This window comes from Sporosarcina sp. USHLN248, from assembly GCF_037144575.1.
Lineage (GTDB): Bacteria > Bacillota > Bacilli > Bacillales_A > Planococcaceae > Sporosarcina > Sporosarcina contaminans.
The window spans coordinates 1-22,513 of the sequence record NZ_JBBCZC010000038.1 but is presented as its reverse complement, the minus strand read 5'-3'; the positions used below and the strand labels follow the sequence as shown (position 1 = coordinate 22,513).

Here is a 22,513-nt window from a genome sequence, read left to right as displayed (position 1 = left end):
ATATATACGAAAAAGCGCTTGGATTCTACTCTCCAAGCGCTTTTTCATGTTAATCCTCAGTTCCCATCTCTTCGCGGACAACATCTGCTATTCGGTTTACGTAACCCGTGCAAGCATTTTGGTCAGGCGCTTCTACCATGACACGGACAAGTGGTTCAGTTCCGGATGGACGAACTAACACTCTGCCGTTGCCAGCCATTTCTGCTTCCACTTCTTTAATAACTTGTTTCACACGGTCATTTTCTGTCACTTTATTTTTATCCGTTACTCGCACATTTACGAGTTCTTGAGGATATACCGTCATCTCGCTTGCAAGCTCGGAAAGTTTACGTCCTGTTCGCTTCATAATATTGACAAGCTGCAACGCTGTCAATAAACCGTCTCCCGTCGTGTTGTAATCAAGGAATACAATATGGCCCGATTGTTCTCCGCCTAAATTGTAATTGCCTTTCCTCATCTCTTCCACTACATATCGATCGCCAACAGCTGTTTTTACACTTTGTATACCATTCGCTTCAAGCGCTTTATAAAATCCTAAGTTACTCATAATTGTTGAAACAATCGTATCAGATTTTAGACGGCCTTTCGATTGTAGGTGGCGTCCAATGATAAACATAATTTGATCCCCGTCAATAATTCTGCCCAATTCGTCTACTGCAATGAGACGATCACCATCTCCGTCGAATGCCAACCCGATGTCAGCACCCTTTTCCACTACCAATTTGCTAAGCTCTTCTGGATGTGTCGATCCAACACATTCATTAATATTCAAGCCGTTTGGCGAAGCACCCATCGTCGTTAAATCCGCATCCAAATCTGCGAATACATGAGTTGCCAACGAGGAGGTAGCCCCATGCGCACAATCCAATGCAACATGAATATTTGTAAATTCCTCGTCTACTGTCTGCTTCAAGTATTGAATATATTTATGGCCGCCTTCCAAGTAATCAGTCACTGTGCCGACATCGGCGCCAATTGGGCGTGGAAGCTCATCTGTCTCCTCATTTAGCAGCTTTTCAATTTCTTCCTCCTGTGCATCAGTCAGCTTAAAACCATCTGATCCGAAAAATTTAATGCCATTATCGGCGACAGGGTTATGGGAAGCCGAAATCATGACGCCTGCTTGTGCATTCATCGCTCTTGTCAAATACGCTACTCCTGGTGTACTAATAACACCGAGCCGCATCACTTCAACTCCTGTTGACAATAGTCCCGCAATGAGCGCATACTCAAGCATCTGACCTGAAATTCGCGTATCGCGGCCTACAAGCACTTGTGCAGGGCCAGTAGATTCTTTTGTTAATACATAACCGCCAAATCTGCCCAATTTAAATGCTAGTTCTGGTGTAAGCTCTTTATTTGCAATTCCGCGGACTCCATCTGTTCCGAAGTACTTTGTCATATCATCCATTCTCCCTTTCAATGCTGTCCATCAGCAATCTTCATTTTCAATTGCATTTTCGTGCAATTGCAGATTTTGAATTGCGCTTAAGGCCTTTAGGATATTAGCTATGCAACTGTGTTGACGAATCGAGTTGCCCTGCATCATGTATTTGCATGGAAAGATAGGCTTCTATAAAACATCGTAAACCTAAACTGCTCATCTAATAATCCTTTCAAAACCTGTGTCATTCTCAGCCGACTGCGGAGCTACGATTTGTAGCATAGTCAGCTCTCACACATCCTGCGCGCCGGAGAGCTTAACTTATTTCAGTTTGAATACGAACAACCAATTGTTCACATATAAGGTGATTCTTTGTAACTGTATAAGTTAAGCAAGTTCAACCTTTAAAGTTACTTCCTGATCTGAAAGCACATAAGCAATTCCAGCAGGAGCTTCCAATGAAACACTGTAGACATGTTCGCCCTCTTCCTCAGTACCTGAAGCATCTACAATGAGACTGAAATCTGATATATCCAGGGAATCCAAAATTTCTTTCCTTCCCGTTACCGTAATATCAATTAATCCGTCTGCCGGTTTTTGAAAATGACTCTTAAAAGATTCATCAAGCCCTTTTACAATGACCGGTACACCTTTATATTGTTTAGACACTTCGTCATCAGTGATGTCTGCCTCTTCTTCCGGAGGAGGTTCCTCTCCGGTTCTGTTAGAGGCAACTATATTTACTTTAATCTTGTCAGTCGATAGCTTGGACACACCTTTCGGCTTTGCCAATTCTACATTGATTGAGCCTGACTTTTTAACGTCTGTTACATCTACATCCACATTGAAATTTTCTATGGAATCCAATACTTTTTTCGGTCCATATAGCGTAATGAACTTCGTTTCCGAAAAAACGGAATCAATCGAGATATCGTCTGGCGCAACACCTTTCTGCTTCACAACAATCGGAACTTCCTTACTGTTCTCCTCGATATCGACTTTGACGGTAACTTCTTCAGGTTCAATTGTGACATTCAACTTATTAAGATCTCGATCGAGCACCCGAACCCTCGCTTTTTGCTCAAATGATTTATTAATACCATTATCTTTCGTTACCGATACCTTTACGAAGCTAATTGAATCAATGACGCTTTTCGCGCCAGTTACTTCGATTGCCGCAGGTTCAACACCCATGTTGACGACGTGGAAATCCTCGGCAAGAAGACGCTCGTTAAACTCAGGATCAACTTTAAAAGACTGAGTTATTTTTTCTTCTATGACAACATCCACAGTAGCTGGATCCAACTTCACTTGCAATTTATCGGAAATATTTTCTGTTTGAATTTCCACTTTATGACTACCCATTGGTAAACTGCGCAAATCGGCCTTCACAGTGAAATCTCTCATTATTTTTAGCGACTGAACAATGTTAGGAGGACCTTCTACTGTGACATTGACACTTTCCGGCAGTCCGGTGACGACTAAGTTTTCATTGTCGTAATACACTTCCAATGGAACGTCCCGGATAATATCCACTGTATCTCCAAATGTATTGCTTGCTGATTTATCCTCTTCTCCTTTAACAGTAACGAATAAACTAAGGGCTAGTATTAATGCAGTGATGCGGAGAAACCATGGCCTATCCATGAATTTATCCATCTTTACGCCTCCTCCATTTCCAGAATGAGGTGTTTGTGTCTTCAACTTCAGCACCAAACCACGAAAGACGCAGTTGTTTTTGAAAATCTTCGATTGATAGGTTACGGTTAATGTCGCCGTTGGACGTTATACTAATTGCGCCTGTCTCCTCCGATACGACGATTGTAATGGCATCTGTTACTTCACTAATTCCAAGAGCTGCCCGATGCCTTGTTCCCAACTCTTTGGAAATGAACGGGTTTTCGGAAAGCGGCAAATAACATGCAGCTGCCGCAATTTGGTTGCGCTGTACAATGACGGCACCATCGTGTAGTGGCGTATTCGGAATGAAAATATTAATGAGTAATTCCGATGTAATATTGGAATTCATCGCAATTCCAGTTTCGATATACTCACTTAAGCCTGTTTCCTTTTCGATGGAGATTAGTGCACCGATCCGTCGTTTCGCCATATAGCTGACCGACTTGCTGAACGCTTCGATTAGTCGATCACGTTCCTCTTCCTCCTGCATGGCGGATCGTGCAAATAGCCGGCCTCGGCCCAATTGTTCCAACGCGCGCCTCACTTCAGGTTGGAAGATGATGATGGCGGCTAAGAAACCGAACATCAACACTTGATCCATCATCCATTTCAATGTATTGAGGCCTAAATATTCGGTTACTACCCGAACGATTAAAATAACGAATATTCCTTTTAATAACTGGACCGCTTTTGTTCCTTTTATAATGGTGATCAGTTTGTAGAATACGAACCAAACAAGAAGCACATCCACGATATTTTTAAGTATTTCAAGCGGACTGGAATTCGTTAACGATTCTAAAATTGGCATGCGCTTCCCCCCTACATTCATCCCGAATTCTTACCCTATAGTATAGCATAGTGCCATACTGCAATGCTCTTCTTAATATATCGAAGCTTTATTCCTTCAATAAGAAAAGCGATCCGTACATGCCTTATGCAGTACAGATCGCAACTTCCTCATTCTGTTTGTTCTTTTCCATCACTCTTAGAGGAAGAGAAAACTTCTTTCACTGTCGTCTTAATTTTATACCAAAGCCAATCAAAGGCTTTATCAATCTCTTCACTTTTGCCGGTCACAACAGCAGTGGACGCCATATACTTTGAGCCGCGTATTACTGTAACGTCCCCATCAACCTCGCCTTCTATACGTAGGTTGCCGTTTTTGACGATTAAATCGCCTTTTACAACCTCTCCTTCAGGCACGATGACGGTTTCACCTTCTATGACGAGATTCGGTTGTTTCGTAAATGAAAACTGTTGATTGTTATTATAACTCGAAAATAACATTGCGCTCATTAATATGAAAAACAATGCCGCTGCCGATAATAAAGGATGACTGCGTAAAAAGCGTTGAATGCCCGCTTGCTTCTTCTCTTTTGGAAGACGCGCCATCACGCCCGAAACAAAATGATCCGGCGCATTAACTGGATCAGCACTTTGAAGGAATAACACCGACGTTTTCAGTTCATCCATCGTTTTTCTGCAGTGCGGACAAACTTCCAAATGCTCTTTTAACACTCGCTCTTCTTCTCGGCTGATGTCTCCGTCTAAATACGCGTGCATTAAATGAACGACTGGTTCTTGACACGTATTCATACTTATTCCCTCCTACATATTACCCATCTGTTTCCGAAGTGCTTCCCTTCCGCGGTGTACACGGGTCTTTACGGTCCCTAACGGTAATTCCAAAATATCACTAATCTCTTGCAACGGTAGCTCTTCCATATATCGAAGAATGATGACGGTGCGGTATTTATCAGGGAGCCTGCCAATTTCATATTGGACCCTCTCCTGCGCCTCCATCCTTTCTACTTCTTCTTCCGGCTTATCGCCAGTTGCCGCAATTTGGGAATACATATTTAGACCGTCGGTACCAGGCACTTCAGCATCAAGATAATAATCCGGCTTCTTCTTCCGGATTCGATCAATGCACAGGTTTGTTGCGATTCGATACAGCCATGTAGAAAATTTCCTCTTCTGATCATACGTATGAATATTAATATACGCACGTACAAAAGCTTCTTGGGCGATATCCTCCGCCTCCTGCCGGTTGCCAAGCATTCGATAACAAACTTGATACAGCCGATGTTGAAACAATGTCACAATCTCCTCGAATGCATCCTGATTGCCTCTGATCACTTCATTTATTCGTTTATTGACCAATTCATCCAATGACTTTCATCCTCCGCTCCATGCGGCTGTTCCTTCTATACGTTTGAAGGTTGCAATAGGTTTCATTTTTTATTAAGAAATAAAGATAATTATTTTCCCCCGGCTTTGTTTCCTCTTGCTTATGAAAGTGACCGAGGTTTTCTGAATTCAGCAGGAGTTTTGGTCCCTGCCGAATGGAAGGATATTGGCATTATCCTAACACGTATAGAAATGAGGGAATCTGCTGGTTCAGATAAAAGGAACCGCCCTTTTTCGCATGACAATTCTCTTTGTTTATAGGGTCTAATTTCCCTATCGGAAATATAATGGACAGTTGAAATGTAATTTCAAATCTGCTACGTTTACCTAATTATATTTTACCAAAGAAAATCGATGCTTTCCTCACTTATTTTAATTCTCATAAAATCCATTGCTCTTCATGGAGATAAATTCATTGGAACTTACTCATATAGTATGATTTCTTGCCATTCCAATCAACAAAAAAGCTATCCGCACGAAGCCGGACAGCCGATTGGTCATATTAATTTTTCTCCGAACAATGAACCCATCAAGCCGACCGCTACATCGGCAGTTTTGTTCTTTTCGTCAAGAATCGGATTCACTTCTACAAACTCGGCGGATGTAATCATGCCGGAATCCTCCAGCATCTCCATCGCCAAATGACTTTCACGATAGCTGATTCCACCTGCAACAGGCGTCCCAACTCCAGGTGTATAAAGCGGATCAAGACCGTCCAAATCCAATGATAAGTGAACTCCATCGACATTTCTATTTCGAAGGTACTCAATGGCCTCATTCATGACAGCTGTCATGCCATCTCGGTCAATTTCATGCATCGTGAACACCTTTATTTTTTTCTCTTTAATCAACTGCCGCTCTCCTGGGTCAACAGAACGAGCTCCGATTATGACAACGTTTTCAGGTTTCACTTTTTGCCCACCCTGCAAAATATTAACTAAGCGTTCATGCCCTAACCCCATTGCAACCGCTAACGGCATACCGTGAATATTGCCGGAAGGGGAAGTTTCTGCTGTGTTCATATCTGCGTGGGCGTCATACCAAATAACGCCTAAGTTTTTATATGTAGTCGATAAGCCTGATAGCGTCCCAATAGCAATGCTATGATCTCCACCTAAGACGAGAGGGAATTTTCCTTGCTTGACGACATCTGCAACTTTCCCCGCAAGCTCTGTATTCGCCGTAACAACTTCATCCAAGTTTTTCAGATTCGTATCTTGTTCAGTTTTTTCCACAGCGCTCACTTGAATATCTCCCTCATCTGTCACTGTATGACCGATTGACTCCAACCTCTTCAAAGCGCCAGCATAGCGTATCGCACTCGGGCCCATGTCCACTCCACGGCGGCTTTGCCCATAATCAAGAGGTACTCCGATGAGTGATATATGATGTTTGTCCAATTCTGCCACTCTCCTTTAATTTCCCACAGTTTCATTGTAAGACGTTAATGAGAATGGCTCAACTCGACAAATTTTTGAATATTTATTCACAAGAACCAATTGCTATCATCATACTTTCACAATCTTTCGGAGGCAGAGGCTTACTATAATAATACCCTTGCCCCTCCCTGCATCCTAATTCGAGCAAAATTTCCGCTTGCTCCTTCGACTCGATTCCTTCAGCTACAACATTTAAGCCCGCTGTATCCGCTAACATAATGATCGCTTTTACAATCGCTCTGCTATTTTCGTTCAATTCGATATCTCGAATAAAAGAGCGATCAATCTTCAACGTATCTGCAGGCAATTCTTTTATATAACTCAACGTACTATAGCCTGTTCCGAAATCATCGATTGCAACAGTGATCCCTAATTTGCGTATTCTCTCAATCGTGTCGCTCATCTCTATTCGGTTCGCAAAAGCACTTTCAGTCAATTCAATCTCAATCAAATCAGTATCAACAAACTCTTCCTTTAATATTCGTTCGATTGACTCAACGATGCCTATCTCTTCCAACTGAACGGCAGACATATTCACCGCAATGCGCACTGGGCAGCCTTTCTTTTTCCATTGCAACGCTTGCTTGCACGCTTCTCGTAAAATCCACTCTCCCAATGGCAATATCATTTTCGTCTCCTCCGCCAAAGGGATGAATTTATCTGGAGGAATTCTGCCCAAATCAGGGTGGTCCCATCTAACAAGAGCTTCCACACTCGACAAAGCTTCCCGGGATAAATTGATCTTTGGTTGATATTCCAATTTGAAGTTGCCCATTTGGACGCTTTTTCTCAGTTCATTTTCGAGTAGAATGCGTTCTAAGTTTTTTGTCGCCATTCCAGACTCGTACAGTTTGTAGCCATTGCCACCATGATCTTTTACAAAGCGCAATGCCTTTTCTGCCTTCGTAATTAGATCGGTTGGTTGTGCAGCATGTTGCGGATACATGGCAATTCCACAGCTGATCGACAATACGATTGACTTCTCTTTGATGACAATCGGTTCCTCCAAATGCTCTTTTATTTGGTGAGCAATCTTTTCGATAGCATTTTCGTCCTTTGCATCGGAGAGCGTGAAAGCAAATTCATCCCCTGAAATTCTGCCGATTACTTCATTTTCATTTAGCAGCGTTCGAAGACGATCCGCCAAAATGGACAACGTCTGATCGCCCGCTTCATGTCCAAATGAATCATTCACATGACGCAAACGATCAATATTTACATAGACTAAGCCTACTTTTGTAGAACTTCTCTCTGCAGCTTCCAATGATTGTTTCAATCGTTGTTGGAAAGAGCTTCTATTTAAGAGTGAAGTAAGCTGATCATAATCGTAAAGATCACGAATCATTGACTCCGAATGCTTTTGGCTCGTAATATCATGCATGGCGAGTACAAAATGGTTGTTATATTCCCCTTTTTCCCGAATTAAACGGAGCGTTGCTTCCATCGTCTTCAACTGTCCAACCTTATTTATAACAGCAATTTCAATCGGCTTCTCTATCGCAGCTTGCCGCTCTAATGCCTCTCGTATAACCGCATGATTTTTTTCAGAGACAAGGGAGTAAATAGATTCTTCCTTTAAAGCTGAAATAGAATAACCTAACAAATTCCGATGTGATGGTGAAAGGTATTGGAATCTACCTTCACGATCGATCACTGAAATGAAGTCCAAAGAGTTTTCCGTTATTAATCGATACACCTCTGCATCTTTTCGAATTTGTTCTTCCATCAACTTACGGCTTGTAATGTCATATCGAATAGCGATATATCGATAAGGATGCCCTTTTTCATCTAAAAACGGAACGATTTTTGTATCTACCCAGTAATAATTTCCATCTTTTGATTGATTTCGGATTTCCCCTTTCCATACTTGCCCTTTGCCAATCGTCGCCCACATATTTTTAAAAAAGTTTTTTGAATGATAGTCCGAATTAATAATTTTATGTGTGGATCCGACTAGTTCTTCTGCGCTGTACTGTGAAATCTTAGTAAATTGCTCGTTCACATACGTTATTTTTCCTGAACGATCAGTAATCGCAACGATGGCGGATTGGTCAAGCGCTACAGCAATATCGCCTAACATGCTTTTTAGGTCATGCCTATTCTCCTTGCCTGTATTGGCACTCATTACTTTCAAGTAATCATGCATATGCTTTTCACATTTCCTTTCCATTGCTATCGTTTCCCTAATCAAGAAAGGACTTAATTCCCTATTAATATACAATATCCATTTACTATTTTCTCCCTGTAAGCCTGAAAACTTATAATATATTTTTCTTCCATACTATATATAACGATTGCAAATGCTTACTACGAAACGCGCATTGAACAGAACAATTATGCAAAAATGCAGAACAAAGATACATACTACTTATTCAACTGCAATTCAATATCTTAATATTCACAGGTGCTTAAGAATCCTTACAACACGCTAACTACTATGTTTGCCAAGCACAACCATACTTGGATTATAGATGGAACCTGCGTACGATAATGCTTTGTCATAAAGCTTACAAAAATAAAAAAGAATTCTTTTCAAAAATGAAAAGAATTCACATGGATAAGTAAAGTAGTATGTAGTTAACGTAGTTCATAAAGTTATGGTTTTGAAGCTATTTTGCTTTTGCTTATCGCTTCATTTGAAACTATAAGCAAAACTTTTTAACCGTATAGCGTTTAAAAAGTTTGGCTGGGGTAGCTGGATTCGAACCAACGAATGACGGAGTCAAAGTCCGTTGCCTTACCGCTTGGCTATACCCCAATATTTTTATGTATAAATGGTGGTGGGGGACGGATTCGAACCGCCGAACCCTGAGGGAGCGGATTTACAGTCCGCCGCGTTTAGCCACTTCGCTACCCCACCGGGTTAAAATTGTGATAAGCTGCGCATCTCTTTGTCAGCTTCTTTCATTCATTCGGTCACGTACCTTTGTACGATCCCTCTTTCATTCAATCGCTTCCGCGACCTGCTTGCTTCTCCCAATTTTAACAGGAGTATTGTGATAAGCTGCACATCTCTCTGACATTACGAAACTCTTAAAAACAAACATGGTGACCCCTACGGGATTCGAACCCGTGTTACCGCCGTGAAAGGGCGGTGTCTTAACCGCTTGACCAAGGGGCCTTCATAAATAATCAAGACAAATGTTATAGTAACAAATCTGTCTTCAACAAGCAAGGTGTTTTTTAAAATTCATTTCAAAATTCTTCGACTGGTTCTCCACATAAAAAAAGCGACTCCCAATTCACAGGGAATTGCAATTTCTTCTGGAGCTTCCAGCCGGGCTCGAACCGGCGACCTCTTCCTTACCATGGAAGCACTCTACCTGCTGAGCTATGGAAGCATAAAAATGGCTCCGCAGGTAGGACTCGAACCTACGACCGATCGGTTAACAGCCGATTGCTCTACCACTGAGCTACTGCGGAATCGTATTAACTTTCATAACGTCATAAGAGACAAATCATATTATAGCGAAGGGGCAAAATGAAATCAAGTCTTTTTTCAAAAAAGTTTTTTTAACCCCCTGACGACTTTTTTATACTACCATGTTCCACTCATATTGGTCAAGCCTCAATCATAAAGTAATTTAGACAATAAAGCTTTATGCAGAAAAGGGTTTGTAAAACCTGTTGCATAAAGGTTTTCAATTAATAGCGACCCGTTCATTCGGGATATTTTATGCAGCAAAGGGGACTGAATATGAAATACAAGCTACTTTTACTCATCACTATTTGCACTATTTTGGTCTTAATCTTTCCCCAAGTTCCGGGAACAAGCAAATTGACCCAAGTATTCCGTTTGACGAACGAGCCGAACGACGTAATTACACAAGGCACATCTGGTACGGCACTTACGATCAATATTTCTTTTGGGGATAAGGAAGCCACTGAATTGATTAAAAGCTTGGAGGCGCCATATCCGCTTTTGCTCATTGATGTAGATTGGGCTGAACGTTTTCCTGAGACGGTTGAATTGATTAAGAAAAAGAATATTCCTACCGGATTGTTGGGACATGCAGGCATGGAATATGAACAAGACATTCCATTGCTAATCGAACAAATCAAAAAATATGAAACGATTTTTGACAGCAAGCCTTTATGGTTCAGGTCAATGGATGAGCAGTTCCCCTATAATTTACGAGCAGCATTATGGGAATCTCAAGTAAATGCATTAGGCTCAACGCGCATTTGGGAAGGCGGAGAATCTCCTCCAGTCATTGAGGGTGAAATATTATCTCTTCCTCACCATCGAAACAAGCGGATCTCCATACAAGATCTAAAAAAACTGCAGGAAAATCGAGATATTAAAACGTTGGAAGATGTCCTTTTCAGTATGACAATCAAAACAAAAAAAATACCAAAATAAATGCGATGCCCAACAAACAGGGCATCGCTCTTTATTTTGCTTTTACTTTTTTGCCTTTCGCTTTAGCATTATTGGCAGCTTCCGCTTTTCTTGCTTTTCGACGCTCGTCCAGCTTCGCCTTATCTTCATCCGATTGGCGGTTATATTTTGGCAATGCCAACAGTTGGTATGCGTTAACAGCTAACAACGGGAACAATAAGATTGTTACCCATGAATCTATATTGCCTGAACGCACCATCAAAGCCGGTAACCATTCAAGAGTTGTAATAACGATCATGAAGAATAGTGCAGAAATAAGTGTATGCTTTTTCGTCCATTTTGCTTTGAAATAGGCAGTAACAATAGAAACAGCCAATAGTGAAAATAAAAGCATTAAATACAATAACGTACGACCCGTATCGTCAGATGTTAATTTGAACCTGAAAAAGATTAGGTCGAATAAAACAACAGCGATAATCAATAGCTGAACCCAGTTCCACAAAGTAAGCGATCTGAATAAATTCACACCGAATTGGTGAACTGTCAAATAGGCAAAGAATCCCATTTGTGCTACAACACTCATTGTAAAGCCTAAAAAAACCATCCAAATGAACGCACCTAAAAACTCTATAATTTCACCGTTCGTCAAATAATGCGAAAAGAATTCCCAACGGACGATCAAACCGACGATCGCCGTGACAAGTCCACCGATAGCCATTGCTCTCAAGAAAAATTTAACCCAATTTCGTATTGTCAAAATACTGTTCCCCCGTTTTTGATTGCTCCCAATAGTGTACCAACGTTTGAAAGAAAAATCTATTTCATAGCATGCTTTATGCATATTCCTGCTTATAATGTGAACAATAATTGAAAAAGCACTCGAAGGGATTTTGATTTCTATGATCAAAAGATGGATGTACTTATCGATCATCCTTTTAATCCTATCTGCCTGCAGTCCACAGCAAAATTCCCCCACTTTTGACGAAATGAAAAAGATGATGTCGGATGCTTTACAAACAGAGGATGGAAAAAAGGCAGTTCGGAAGATGCTGTCAGATCCAGAGTTTCGTGAATTAATGGTGCTAGAGCAGCCCGAAGTAAAAAAATCCATTGAAGATACACTACTGTCAAAAAAAGGGGAAGAATTTTGGAAACAGGCATTTGAGGATCCCAAATTTACTGAAGCTATCGCCAAGAGCATGAAAGAACAGCAACAGGACATTATGTCCAAGCTTATTAATGATTCGTCCTTCCAACATGAAATGGTAACATTTTTCGGTCAAGCAGATATGCAAAAACAGTTAGAAACAATTTTGCAATCCGCCAATATGAAAAAGGAAATAGAAAAGTCCGTAGAGGATACGATCAACAATCCATTGCTACAAGCAAAATGGCAAGAATTGATTCTCAAAGCCGGCAACGTACAACCTACAAAAGAAAAGGGCGGAGACAAAGGCAGCAGTGGAAATCAAGAACAGCAAGGCGGCGGACAACAGGGCGGTGGGGGCCAATAAGCCCTCCACCGCCTAACTATTTAAGAAGACTTACACCGCTTTCTAAGTAAGGAGACTACTATCTCAACAAAAAAAGACTGTAAATAATGTAAAAAGATACATTGTCTACAGTCTGAGAGATGAAGCCAATATGGCATCCATCGCTTACTTTTTCGTTTTATCAATCACTTTTTGAGCAATGTCATAATAAATTTTACCAATCGGATGGTTTTCTGCGTAGACGGAAGGAGCGAAATCTTCTTCGTTCCAATCCGGTTGACCTAACGGGATTTGACCTAATACTTCTGTCCGGAGTTCTTCCGCAAGACGCGTACCGCCCCCTTGTCCAAAAACAAACTCTTTCTCATTCGTTACTTTAGATTGGAACCAAGCCATGTTTTCAATAACACCTAAAATCGAGTGATCCGTTTGAAGTGCCATCGCACCAGCACGCGCCGCTACAAATGCAGCTGTTGGATGCGGTGTTGTTACAACAATTTCTTTCGTCGTTGGAATCATTTGGTGAATATCAAGCGCAACATCGCCTGTCCCTGGCGGCAAGTCCAAGATTAGGTAATCAAGCTCTCCCCATTCTACATCTCTGAAAAATTGATCCAATACTTTTCCTAACATAGGTCCGCGCCATACGACTGGAGCGTTATCTTCAACGAAGAAGCCCATGGAAATGACCTTCACTCCGAAGCGTTCCACAGGAATGATCCGCTCTCCGCGAACGATTGGCAAATCAGTAATACCCATCATATCCGGTATGCTGAAACCATAAATATCCGCATCAATCAGACCTACTTTCTTACCAAGGCGCGCAAGAGATACGGCCAAGTTTACAGACACAGTCGACTTCCCAACTCCGCCCTTTCCGGAAGCAATTGAGATGAATTCAACATTGTTCAAAGGAGATAACAAATCTTGCGCTTCCGCAGCAGTTGCCGTCCCTCTAAATTTTTCAAGCGTTTCTGCCGGCAACTCCTCGAAACGAATTCCAACCGAATCGGCACCGGCAGCTTTAATAACTTCTACCACTTTCATCTGCAAATTCATTTGCTCCGCTGTGTTGATTTTGGCGATCGCCAATTTTACACTCACATGCTTCTTTTCAGGTTTGACAGAGATACTGACAATCCCATCTGTTTCGGATAGTGGTTTATGTAAAAACGGATCCTTCAATTCGCCTACAACTTCACGGACTATTTGTTCGTTAATCAATTTAGACACTCCTTAGAGGTTAATCATTCTCCCCTAAGTATAACATAATGTAACCTATTCAAAGACTGTATGTGCTTTAATCCTCTTCACCTTCTGCCAAATAGAAATCCAAGATTCCATCTAAAATAGCATCCGCCACTTTGCCATGATAGGAAGGATCCGTCAACAATGCACGTTCTTCAGGGTTGGAAATGAATCCTGTCTCAATCAAAACGGACGGCATCGGCACTTTTTTCAACAAATAAACACCTTTAATCGCCAATGCTTCCCGATCCGTGTTTTTCAAGTTCTCTCGAAATGAATTTTGAATAGAGTTTGCTAATAACTCCCCGCCCGGATGCCCTTCTGGATGGAAAAACACTTGAGCTCCTCGCCATCTTTCTTCCGGAATCGCATTCACGTGCACACTAAGGAATAAATCAGGATTTTCCTCAATCGCAATGGACTCGCGCAATTTTAAATCAGCTAATTTCCTTTGCCGATTTGTGCCAAATTTCTCACTCGGTGCATGCTCCGCTAACGCATCTCCACCCTTTTCGCGCGTCATTACGACAACGGCACCTTTTTTTTCAAGCCGTTTCTTTAACTCATGAGAAATGCTCAACGTAATATCACGCTCAACGACATCTCCTACCGAAGCTCCCCCATCCAGCCCGCCATGTCCAGGGTCAAGGACAATTTTGACGCCTGCCAACTGCTCGGGCATAAAGAAATTACGGTCTGACGCCTTCACGCCATACCATACAACTAAAAGGGAGCAAGCAAACAACAATCCAATGACCACCCATCGCTTCAATGCCACACCGCCTTTTTCCTCCACTATACGCAGCTAATGGCCAAGATATGATTGCTTGTATCATCGTTCTATTTTGTTTGTTAATGAACTTCTGCAAGCTTAATTTCGTTCAAATACCGATTGAAAAGAACAGTTGAACATGGATATCATCAATAAAAAAAGAGAGCACTGGGCTCCCAAAATTTTTTACTTAAATTCAACTTCACCTTTCCAGTCCAACATACCGCCAACCATATTCGTGACGTCGTATCCTTGTGCTTCTAAAAACTCAGCCGCGCGTCCGCTCCGCCCGCCTGATCGGCAAATCAGCACATATGGCGTCGCTTTATCAAGCTCTTCCATACGTTCCGGAATTTCTCCTAACGGAATATGAATTGCGCCGGAAATCATCCCTGTTGCAACCTCGTCATCTTCTCTTACATCGATGAGATTTAGCGTTTCTCCATTATCAAGCTTTTGAAGCAAGTCATCTGTCGTAATTTCCTTCATGTCAAATCCTCCTCATAACTGCTCCCTACATCTTATATAGGCAGGATGCATGCAGTCCAGCACTTTGATTTGCAGTTCAACTTTGTGAAGTGTATTTTTTGATTGCCGGCAAAATTTCATTGCCAATTAACTCAACATTTCTCATGAGTCGATCAAACGGCACACCACCGAAATCCATTTGAGCAATATAGCGTTGGTGATTGAAATTTTCATGTTGATAAAGTATTTTCTCAATAATTTGCTGAGGACTGCCGATGTTCATGACATCTCGTTTCGCCGATCCAGCCATGAAAAACTCCTTTGGATAACCTCTGCCGTTAGTGAGCTGCATGCCATTATTCACATGTGCATAATATTCCTCTTGTGCCTGTTGAGTCGTCTCGGCAGCATAGAAGAAGCCCGCTGTAGCAACGGGTAGTGTTGTCGTATCAAAGCCCTGACTTGCTGCCGCTTCTCGGTAAGCGTCAATTGAACGTTTAAACGTGCTCACAGGACCACCTAACGTAGCAATAAACATCGGAACACCAGCGAGTCCAGCTTTAATGGCGCTCCCTGTGCTTCCGCCAACTGCACGCCAAATTGGCAACGAACCATGCAATGGTCTCGGTAAAATGACCGCCTCCTGTAATGGGGCACGGAAATTGCCGCTCCAATTCACAACTTTCTCCTTGTTGATCTGTAACAATAGCTCAAACTTCTCTTCAAATAATTCTTCATAATTGTGGATATCATAACCTAACAACTGAAAAAGCCCTACACGGGATGCTCGTCCCGCAACAATTTCAGCTCTTCCTCCCGAGATCAAATCGATCGTTGCGAAATCCTCATATACCCGCACAGGATCGGACGTACTAATAATTGTAGAGGAACTGCCTAATTTAATTGTTTCTGTCGCTTGCGCAATTGCGGACAATACTACTGTGTGTGCCTGCGTCGTAAAATATTCCTGATGACTTTCTCCAACACTGAAAAAGTCAATGCCCGCCTGCTCTGCCAATTTCGCTAGCTCAATGATCTCCTCAATACGCCGGGCTGCAGAAATTCGTTCACCCGTCCAAGGATTTGAAATATGATCTCCCAACGTATACAGCCCGAACTCCAATCCATTCTTCGGGTCAATTCGATATTTCTTCATTGATAACCACCCTTTTCTCTATTCATGCTACTTTTTGATCCATTACGATCATTTTATTGGTTTAAAGCAATATTTATAAGTACGCACTTAAATGTTGTATAGTATAGAAAAAGATACTGATAGGAGGAAGACACTTGGCAAAAAAACCAGAGCTTTGCAAAGTCGATGATGCATTAGAAATTTTAGTTGGCAAGTGGAAGCCGCTCATTCTTTTGCATTTATTAAATGAAGGAACGAAACGGTTCAACGAACTTAAAAGAAGCATCCCCGGCATAACGCAAAAAATGCTGACAACACAATTGCGAGAATTGGAATCAGAAGACATCATCAAGCGAAAAGTATACGCACAAGTGCCTCCAAAAGTTGAATATTCCATTACAGAATACGGCAGAAGTTTAGAACCGATTTTAGAAGCGATGCATGAATGGGGACTAAAGCATACATTGCACAAGATAGAAATGGCTAAAAACAATAGCCAAACTGCAGACGAATAAAAGGATAGCCATTGCGTCATCTTTGACCAAATGGCTACCCTATTTTCATTTCAGTTTATCAGCGTAAAAACCTAACTTTTTCAACTGCTCGATCATCATCTTTTTCTCATCCATATCTAATCCAGCACATATTTCCTCAATCGACTTTTTATGTGTAGGAAAAACTTCATCCATGAATGCAGTTCCCTCCTCCGTAATCGTCGCATACGTAATCCGACGGTCCGTAGGACAAGGTTTTCTCTTCAATAAACCCTTCTCTTCTAACTTATCTACGACATACGTAATACTGCTGCTTGCAATCAATACCTTCTCGCCGATCTTTTGGATCGGCTGCTCCCCTTTGCTATAAATCAATTCAAGCACTGCAAACTCGGTCGTATTTAACCCTAAACATTTAATATCCGCTTCCACGCGCTTCTTGATCGATTCAAAGGTCCGCGTCAATACGACAAATAACTTAAGTGACAATTCTTCCTGTAACGTTTCATTTCGAGTTTCCATAATCATCAACCCTCTTTATTGGCTCGTTCATAGTCACCAGTTACGACCGTTCTCTCACTTCAATAGGAATTAATCGCTGTTCAAGCTGCTCTCTGTACTGTTCGTACTGTGTAGGCAACATGAGCTGCTCTCCCATCTTTTCTAGCGGCTCATCAATTGCAAATCCTGGAGGATCTGTCGCAATTTCAAACAAAATTTCGCCAAACTCCCTGAAATAGATTGCATTAAAATAATTCCGATCCTGAACAGGTGTTACATGATAGCCTTTTTCAGCAACATATTGTTGCCATTCCAATTGATCCTCGTCATCTTTCGCTCTCCATGCGATATGGTGAACCGTTCCAACACCCATTTGTCCTCTTCCTTGTGGCTCCGTTTTCAAATCGATGATATTGCCGATAGCCGCAGATGAACGGAAGCGGATCAAATCTCCTTCTTCCCCGATACGTTCAAATCCCATAATTTCTTCTAACAGCTTCGCTGTTTTACTTGGCTGAGAGGAATAAAGCGTTGCACCGCCAAAGCCTTTAATGGCAACGTCCGGCATCACTCCACCGAATGTCCACGTATTCAATGCCCCTTCTTCTCTTTCAACAATTTCCAAATGAAGGCCATGAGGGTCATCGAATGTTAAATATTGTTCTCCAAAACGTTCAGTTTTGTTATAAGAAATATTGAACGCCTCCAATCTTTGCGTCCAAAACCCAATTGCACCCGTTGGTACAACGTAAGAAGTAACACCAACTTGACCGTCGCCAATTTTTCCTTTATACGCATCCGCCCAAGGGAAAAACGTAATGATCGTACCTGGCTTCCCGCCTTCATCGCCAAAATACAAATGGTACGTACCTGGATCATCAAAGTTCACTGTTTGCTTCACTAACCGAAGCCCCAACACCCCTGCATAAAAATCAACATTTTCCTGCGGATGACCAACAATTGCTGTAATATGGTGAATTCCACTAGTCTTTTTCACATTGATCCACTCCTATCTATTAATCGACATATCACGAAAACATATATTTTGAATTCGAGATATATAACTAAAAAAATATTCAAACTGCACATTATCTTGAATTCAAGATAATTTTATCACCCATCCGATCGCCTGTCAACCATTAGACTAATTACGAATACTATTCCCATATACCATCTAAAATTAACATAAGCATCAACAAAAAAATGGTCCACTCTGTGAATGAGCAGACCATTTTTTTTCATATACTTGCATAAATCAAATTAACAACGCATAAATTCCTAAACGCACGTATAACGCAAATCTACAACGCATAACCCTACGAATTTGCCGCACAAATCACATCCACACCCCTAACAAACAACCTGCTTTTTCCGCACCATCTACCAAAAACTCCGGCCTCGAACTCCATCCGCCTTTTAAAATATAATCTTATCCACCAACAAACAAAAACTTCAAAGTTCCGGTATAATCACCACTTCTTCATACAAAATCATGAAGAAATGGTCTTCGGATTTTTCTTTACATAATAGAGAATAAGCAGCGCTGTAATACTTTCAGCAACAGGGAATGTCCACCAAATTGCATTTGCCCCAAATACGATCGGCAATACGATGAGTGCTGGCACAAATAATAGAATACTGCGCAATAACATAATCAATGATGCAAGCCTTGTCTTTTCAATAGACTGAAAGAACTCTGCAAACACCATATTAATCCCTAAAAATAGATAACCGATAGCAAATTGCACAAAACCACGTGATGCCATTTCACGAATTTCCGTTGTATTGTCACCGAATACTGCAATGATCTGTGTAGGAAATAACATTGCAGCAAACACAATGACGAATCCTAAAATGAGTGCAGTGGTGATACCTATTTTTAGAAGTGCTGTCACTCTATTCATTAACTTAGCGCCGTAATGATAGCTGACGATCGGCTGGAGTGCCATGCCAATCCCGTAAAACATCATTAACAGCACTGTATGAATATAGTTGACCATCGCATAGGCCGTGACGCCGTCATCTCCCAAATAATGTAGAAACGTAACATTGAACAAAATTACGATAACAGCTACTGAAGCTTGGCAAACCAATTGCAAATATGCTTTTCACATCTGCCCAGTTAAAAAACTTTCGGACAAACTTCAACTGAGACTGCTTACGGAAGAAGTGAAGGCATAGTACAACAGCTCCTGTCATCGTGGAAATGACAGTAGCCAACGCACAGCCCATAACTCCGTAGTCAAGTACGAATATAAAGAGATAATTTAATACGATATTCAAAACAGATGTTGTAATCAAACCGATCATTGCAAGCTTTGGGTTCCCATCGTTTCTAATGAATATACTCAACATATTTTCTATCGTATAAAAGATCCCAAACAACAAAATGATGTACAAATACTCTTTTACATAAGGATAGGTACTGTCGTTAGCACCAAACAGATAAGCAATGCTTTGCAGGTTGAATAACAATGAAATGATCAAAACAACAACAACTGCAATCATCGCAAAAAATGACAATGTAAATATTCGATGAGCACGTTCCACATTATTTTGACCAAGTGCTATCGAATAAAGCGTTGCACCACCCATCCCGATCCAAAGGGAAATTGATAGCAAAATAGAGAAGATCGGGACCGCAATATTTACTCCTGCTAATGCCGTCGGTCCTACCCCATGACTTACAAATATTCCATCCACTAAAATATTGATCGACATGAGCACCATACCGATCATAGCGGGAAATAAGTAAGATAAAAACAATGGCTTTAGAGGTCTTGTCTCAATTACATTCATAGTTGTCATCATATCTCACCTTCTTGATCATTACCTGTTCACCGTGATTCTGTAAAAACGAACCATACAACGCAAGTCCTACCGCAGTACCTGTTCTATCAAGTACAAAACGCAGATCCTTTTTAGCATCTACAATGTATTGCAATGTCATTTCAATACAATCTTGTTGAGCGTCAGCAGTATGCAACGATAAGATTTCATCATTACTTACACCAGTATTGTTCCGATATTCTGAGAACATATTGTCAAAACCTTTCTATCTGTTTTATGGATAGATATAATCTAAGGTATATAGTTACTATATAGTCAAGAAGGAGAATATAAATTGTCAAATCGAAAAATTAAGTACTTTACGACTGGTGAATTTGCCAAGCTATGCAAAGTAAATAAACAAACGCTCATTTATTATGATCAAATCGGTTTACTATCACCCGCTATGAAAGATGAGAAAGACTACCGTTACTATTCGATTGCGCAATATGATTTTTTTAGCGTAATTGAATTATTAAAAGCGGTTGGCATGTCATTGAAGGAAATCCAAACGTATATGGCAAATAAATCACCCCATCATTTTTTGCAATTAATGCAGCAACAAAAAGAGGTTGTAGAGAAAAAGCGACAAGAACTAAGAATGATTGAAAGTATGATCGACGTGAAAATACGTTCAACTGAGGAGGCACTGCATCTCGATTTTGACAGCATTACAATTCAGCATTTACCGGAAGAAGTTTTGTATCTAAGCAAAAACATTGAAGATTCCTCGGAAGAGCAATTTGTCGAAGCAGTCTCCGATTTCATTGATGAATTATACCGTTCACAATTAGATACAGGTCATCCGATTGGCGCTATTACAAAGAGGGAGCAAATATTAGCCGGCAACTACGATAATTATTCCTTCTTATATATGGAACAGCCCTTTCCACGCGAAGGGCATTCTTATTTCAAGACCATTGAAGGAGAAGTCATTATCGGATATCACGTAGGGACCGTTAGTACAATTGAACAAACATATGAACGATTATTTGCCTTTATGGAAGAGCAACATTATCGGCTAGGCCAGTAAGTATATGAGGAATATGTTTACGATGCTTTTATTAAAAATGACGAGGAAGAGTATGTGACAAAAATAATGTTAGAAGTTGAAAAAGAAAGTTGAATGCAATCCAATTATGTTTTTGCGAAATAAAAAAGTCGATTTCCCTCAAAAGGAAGTCGACTTTTAAGCATTTCACTCTTATAGTAATGAAAGCATATTTCCTGCAACCTACTATTAACCAATCGTTTTGACAACACGCCCGTCCTGATCGGTAATGTTCGTTTGAACTATGCGCACCATGAATCCGTCCTTCGCAGAAACATTAAATTCACTCTGCTTCGGTCGCAATTTGTTGCTCATTTCCGTAACAGTATGCTCATCTAATACAATCCGGACTTCATCGTCCCCTGCAGAATAGCCCGACTGCTCTCCTGCCTCAAAAACAATACGGCTTTCAGGACCTGACAACGTCAGCTTCCGATTTTTAAGAAGGCGTCCGCGCAATAGTTTTCCAATAATGTCAGCTTGCTTCGCTCCAATCGTTAAAATAGACGGAGATTTGCGTAGCCACCCTTTTTTCCCGTTCTCCCAGGAGAGTTGATCGACAAATAGGATGCCCGTATTGGAGCCATCATGCTCCATTCCAGTTTGCACCGCCTTTGAAACCGCTTCATCCTCCAATAATGATGCACGATTCAAATCCGTCATATAAGAAGGAATATGCGGCAATCCAGATTCAAGCAACCCTACTGTATTCCATATTTGCATCGCTTCCAATTCATCCTTTGTAATGCCGACCATTTGCAAAAATTGCACTTGCCCATTTGGCGTATCGATCGTTCCCACTTCCGGATCAGCTATGAAAGCAAGTGCTGTCAGTTGAGTATTCGATTCCAAGCAGATTGGACCATTTGCATCTAAATAGTCACCCGATCGAAATACATTGCCGCTATTAAATACATATCTCCCCATATTTTGCAGCAAATTTAAAGCCCACGCAGGTGGTTCCTCCTCATCTTTTTCCTTAACTAACCGAAACGTCAATTCAAACCCATATCCACTTTCCTCTGCATAATCGGATTCCTTTTCGTACAGCTCCGAAAACCCATACGTAACGAAATGCCAATGCGGAAGCGGCGAGTCGGACGAATAGACACTTATTCCGTCTAACGGATCAGATCCCCCTAAAGCATAGGATATGAGCGTGCCGTAATGCTTCGGTTCCTGTTCTCCATAAATTCGCTCCATCGCTGCATCAATCGCATCCCAACCAGCCGTGATCACTTCTTCACTCATGAACCCGCCCCCAAGATTTCAATGTATGTATAGTGTAAATGTTTTCCTGTTTTGACGTCTATCAAATAGATCGAAATAAAGAAAAAGGACCTAATTACAGTCCTTTGGGCGCACACTATTTTATTGGTTCTATAATATTTGTTGGGGTATTCACACAAATATTATAGAACCCCAAAAAAGCACGTAATCACCATTTCTTTTATACTTGAATTGTCGAGAAACAAGTAAACGAAAGG

The 22,513-nt window shown here is 41.1% G+C and carries 21 protein-coding genes, 5 tRNA genes and 1 pseudogene; 4 read left to right on the top strand and 23 right to left on the bottom strand.

Annotated features, from left to right (window positions below):
- Positions 1-49: 49 nt before the first annotated feature.
- From glmM to WFH04_RS14295, 12 genes are all read right to left on the bottom strand, one after another.
- On the bottom strand, positions 50-1,402 hold the full coding sequence (glmM, locus tag WFH04_RS14350; RefSeq protein WP_336824741.1) for a phosphoglucosamine mutase: 1,353 nt from the start codon (positions 1,400-1,402) through the stop codon (positions 50-52).
- 369 nt (positions 1,403-1,771) lie between these two features.
- Positions 1,772-3,043, bottom strand: a complete 1,272-nt coding sequence (locus WFH04_RS14345; protein WP_336824740.1) for a CdaR family protein — start codon at positions 3,041-3,043, stop codon at positions 1,772-1,774.
- Entirely contained in the window at positions 3,036-3,872 is an 837-nt protein-coding gene (gene cdaA, locus WFH04_RS14340; RefSeq protein ID WP_336824739.1) for a diadenylate cyclase CdaA, read from the bottom strand. The genes WFH04_RS14345 and cdaA overlap by 8 nt, the downstream gene beginning before the upstream one ends.
- Positions 3,873-4,021: 149 nt before the next feature.
- Positions 4,022-4,660 (bottom strand): zf-HC2 domain-containing protein, encoded by a 639-nt coding sequence (locus WFH04_RS14335; protein ID WP_336824738.1) that lies wholly within the window; start codon positions 4,658-4,660, stop codon positions 4,022-4,024.
- Between the two features lie 12 nt (positions 4,661-4,672).
- The gene (sigW, locus tag WFH04_RS14330) at positions 4,673-5,236 is read right to left on the bottom strand and encodes an RNA polymerase sigma factor SigW (RefSeq protein ID WP_336824737.1); all 564 of its coding nucleotides are present in this window, start codon (positions 5,234-5,236) and stop codon (positions 4,673-4,675) included.
- A gap of 515 nt (positions 5,237-5,751) precedes the next feature.
- Positions 5,752-6,654: an arginase gene (rocF, locus tag WFH04_RS14325; protein WP_336824736.1), complete on the bottom strand. Its 903-nt coding sequence runs from the start codon at positions 6,652-6,654 to the stop codon at positions 5,752-5,754.
- An 82-nt stretch (positions 6,655-6,736) separates the two neighbouring features.
- Positions 6,737-8,863, bottom strand: a complete 2,127-nt coding sequence (locus WFH04_RS14320) for a bifunctional diguanylate cyclase/phosphodiesterase (protein ID WP_336824735.1) — start codon at positions 8,861-8,863, stop codon at positions 6,737-6,739.
- A 513-nt stretch (positions 8,864-9,376) separates the two neighbouring features.
- A tRNA-Gln gene (locus WFH04_RS14315) sits at positions 9,377-9,451 on the bottom strand.
- A gap of 17 nt (positions 9,452-9,468) precedes the next feature.
- Positions 9,469-9,553: transfer RNA gene (locus WFH04_RS14310), tRNA-Tyr, on the bottom strand.
- Between the two features lie 186 nt (positions 9,554-9,739).
- A tRNA-Glu gene (locus WFH04_RS14305) sits at positions 9,740-9,814 on the bottom strand.
- A gap of 144 nt (positions 9,815-9,958) precedes the next feature.
- Positions 9,959-10,034: transfer RNA gene (locus WFH04_RS14300), tRNA-Thr, on the bottom strand.
- A gap of 7 nt (positions 10,035-10,041) precedes the next feature.
- Positions 10,042-10,116: transfer RNA gene (locus WFH04_RS14295), tRNA-Asn, on the bottom strand.
- Positions 10,117-10,390: 274 nt separating this feature from the next.
- Here WFH04_RS14295 and WFH04_RS14290 point away from each other — a divergent pair.
- The gene (locus WFH04_RS14290; RefSeq protein ID WP_336824734.1) at positions 10,391-11,056 is read left to right on the top strand and encodes a polysaccharide deacetylase family protein; all 666 of its coding nucleotides are present in this window, start codon (positions 10,391-10,393) and stop codon (positions 11,054-11,056) included.
- A gap of 31 nt (positions 11,057-11,087) precedes the next feature.
- On the opposite strand, the gene WFH04_RS14285 is transcribed toward WFH04_RS14290, so the two are convergent.
- On the bottom strand, positions 11,088-11,792 hold the full coding sequence (locus WFH04_RS14285) for a KinB-signaling pathway activation protein (protein WP_336824733.1): 705 nt from the start codon (positions 11,790-11,792) through the stop codon (positions 11,088-11,090).
- 142 nt (positions 11,793-11,934) lie between these two features.
- Here WFH04_RS14285 and gerD point away from each other — a divergent pair, with 142 nt between their 5' ends.
- Positions 11,935-12,549, top strand: coding sequence for a spore germination lipoprotein GerD (gerD, locus tag WFH04_RS14280; protein WP_336824732.1), 615 nt, complete (start codon positions 11,935-11,937; stop codon positions 12,547-12,549).
- 144 nt (positions 12,550-12,693) lie between these two features.
- Here the strand turns inward: gerD and WFH04_RS14275 are convergent, their stop codons facing one another.
- The 4 genes from WFH04_RS14275 to WFH04_RS14260 form a co-directional block, all read right to left on the bottom strand.
- Positions 12,694-13,752 (bottom strand): Mrp/NBP35 family ATP-binding protein, encoded by a 1,059-nt coding sequence (locus tag WFH04_RS14275; protein WP_336824731.1) that lies wholly within the window; start codon positions 13,750-13,752, stop codon positions 12,694-12,696.
- A gap of 76 nt (positions 13,753-13,828) precedes the next feature.
- Entirely contained in the window at positions 13,829-14,548 is a 720-nt protein-coding gene (locus WFH04_RS14270; protein WP_336824730.1) for an N-acetylmuramoyl-L-alanine amidase, read from the bottom strand.
- A gap of 186 nt (positions 14,549-14,734) precedes the next feature.
- A complete protein-coding gene (locus WFH04_RS14265) occupies positions 14,735-15,037 on the bottom strand; it encodes a rhodanese-like domain-containing protein (protein ID WP_336824729.1) in 303 nt (100 codons plus the stop codon).
- Positions 15,038-15,113: 76 nt separating this feature from the next.
- A complete protein-coding gene (locus tag WFH04_RS14260) occupies positions 15,114-16,172 on the bottom strand; it encodes an LLM class flavin-dependent oxidoreductase (RefSeq protein ID WP_336824728.1) in 1,059 nt (352 codons plus the stop codon).
- 134 nt (positions 16,173-16,306) lie between these two features.
- Between WFH04_RS14260 and WFH04_RS14255 the strand changes: the two genes are divergently transcribed.
- Positions 16,307-16,666 carry a winged helix-turn-helix transcriptional regulator gene (locus WFH04_RS14255; protein WP_336824727.1) on the top strand — a complete coding sequence of 120 codons (360 nt, stop codon included), beginning with the start codon at positions 16,307-16,309 and terminating at the stop codon, positions 16,664-16,666.
- Positions 16,667-16,711: 45 nt separating this feature from the next.
- Here the strand turns inward: WFH04_RS14255 and WFH04_RS14250 are convergent, their stop codons facing one another.
- The 5 genes from WFH04_RS14250 to WFH04_RS14230 all read right to left on the bottom strand — a co-directional run bounded on the left by WFH04_RS14250 (position 16,712) and on the right by WFH04_RS14230 (position 20,186).
- Complete coding sequence (locus WFH04_RS14250) at positions 16,712-17,167, bottom strand: MarR family winged helix-turn-helix transcriptional regulator (protein ID WP_336824726.1); 456 nt, start codon at positions 17,165-17,167, stop codon at positions 16,712-16,714.
- Positions 17,168-17,207: 40 nt separating this feature from the next.
- Positions 17,208-18,143 (bottom strand): ring-cleaving dioxygenase, encoded by a 936-nt coding sequence (locus WFH04_RS14245; protein WP_336824725.1) that lies wholly within the window; start codon positions 18,141-18,143, stop codon positions 17,208-17,210.
- A 493-nt stretch (positions 18,144-18,636) separates the two neighbouring features.
- On the bottom strand, positions 18,637-19,203 hold the full coding sequence (locus WFH04_RS14240; protein WP_336824724.1) for an MATE family efflux transporter: 567 nt from the start codon (positions 19,201-19,203) through the stop codon (positions 18,637-18,639).
- Positions 19,166-19,954, bottom strand: coding sequence for an MATE family efflux transporter (locus tag WFH04_RS14235; RefSeq protein WP_336824723.1), 789 nt, complete (start codon positions 19,952-19,954; stop codon positions 19,166-19,168). The genes WFH04_RS14240 and WFH04_RS14235 overlap by 38 nt, the downstream gene beginning before the upstream one ends.
- Positions 19,932-20,186, bottom strand: coding sequence for a hypothetical protein (locus WFH04_RS14230; protein ID WP_336824722.1), 255 nt, complete (start codon positions 20,184-20,186; stop codon positions 19,932-19,934). Before WFH04_RS14230 ends, WFH04_RS14235 begins: the two co-directional genes overlap by 23 nt.
- Before the next feature lie 84 nt (positions 20,187-20,270).
- On the opposite strand from WFH04_RS14230, the pseudogene WFH04_RS14225 reads away from it, so the two are divergent.
- Positions 20,271-21,101 (top strand): annotated as a pseudogene (locus tag WFH04_RS14225) (MerR family transcriptional regulator).
- A 114-nt stretch (positions 21,102-21,215) separates the two neighbouring features.
- Here WFH04_RS14225 and WFH04_RS14220 read toward each other — a convergent pair.
- Positions 21,216-22,277, bottom strand: coding sequence for a suppressor of fused domain protein (locus tag WFH04_RS14220; RefSeq protein ID WP_336824721.1), 1,062 nt, complete (start codon positions 22,275-22,277; stop codon positions 21,216-21,218).
- Between the last annotated feature and the right edge of the window lie 236 nt (positions 22,278-22,513).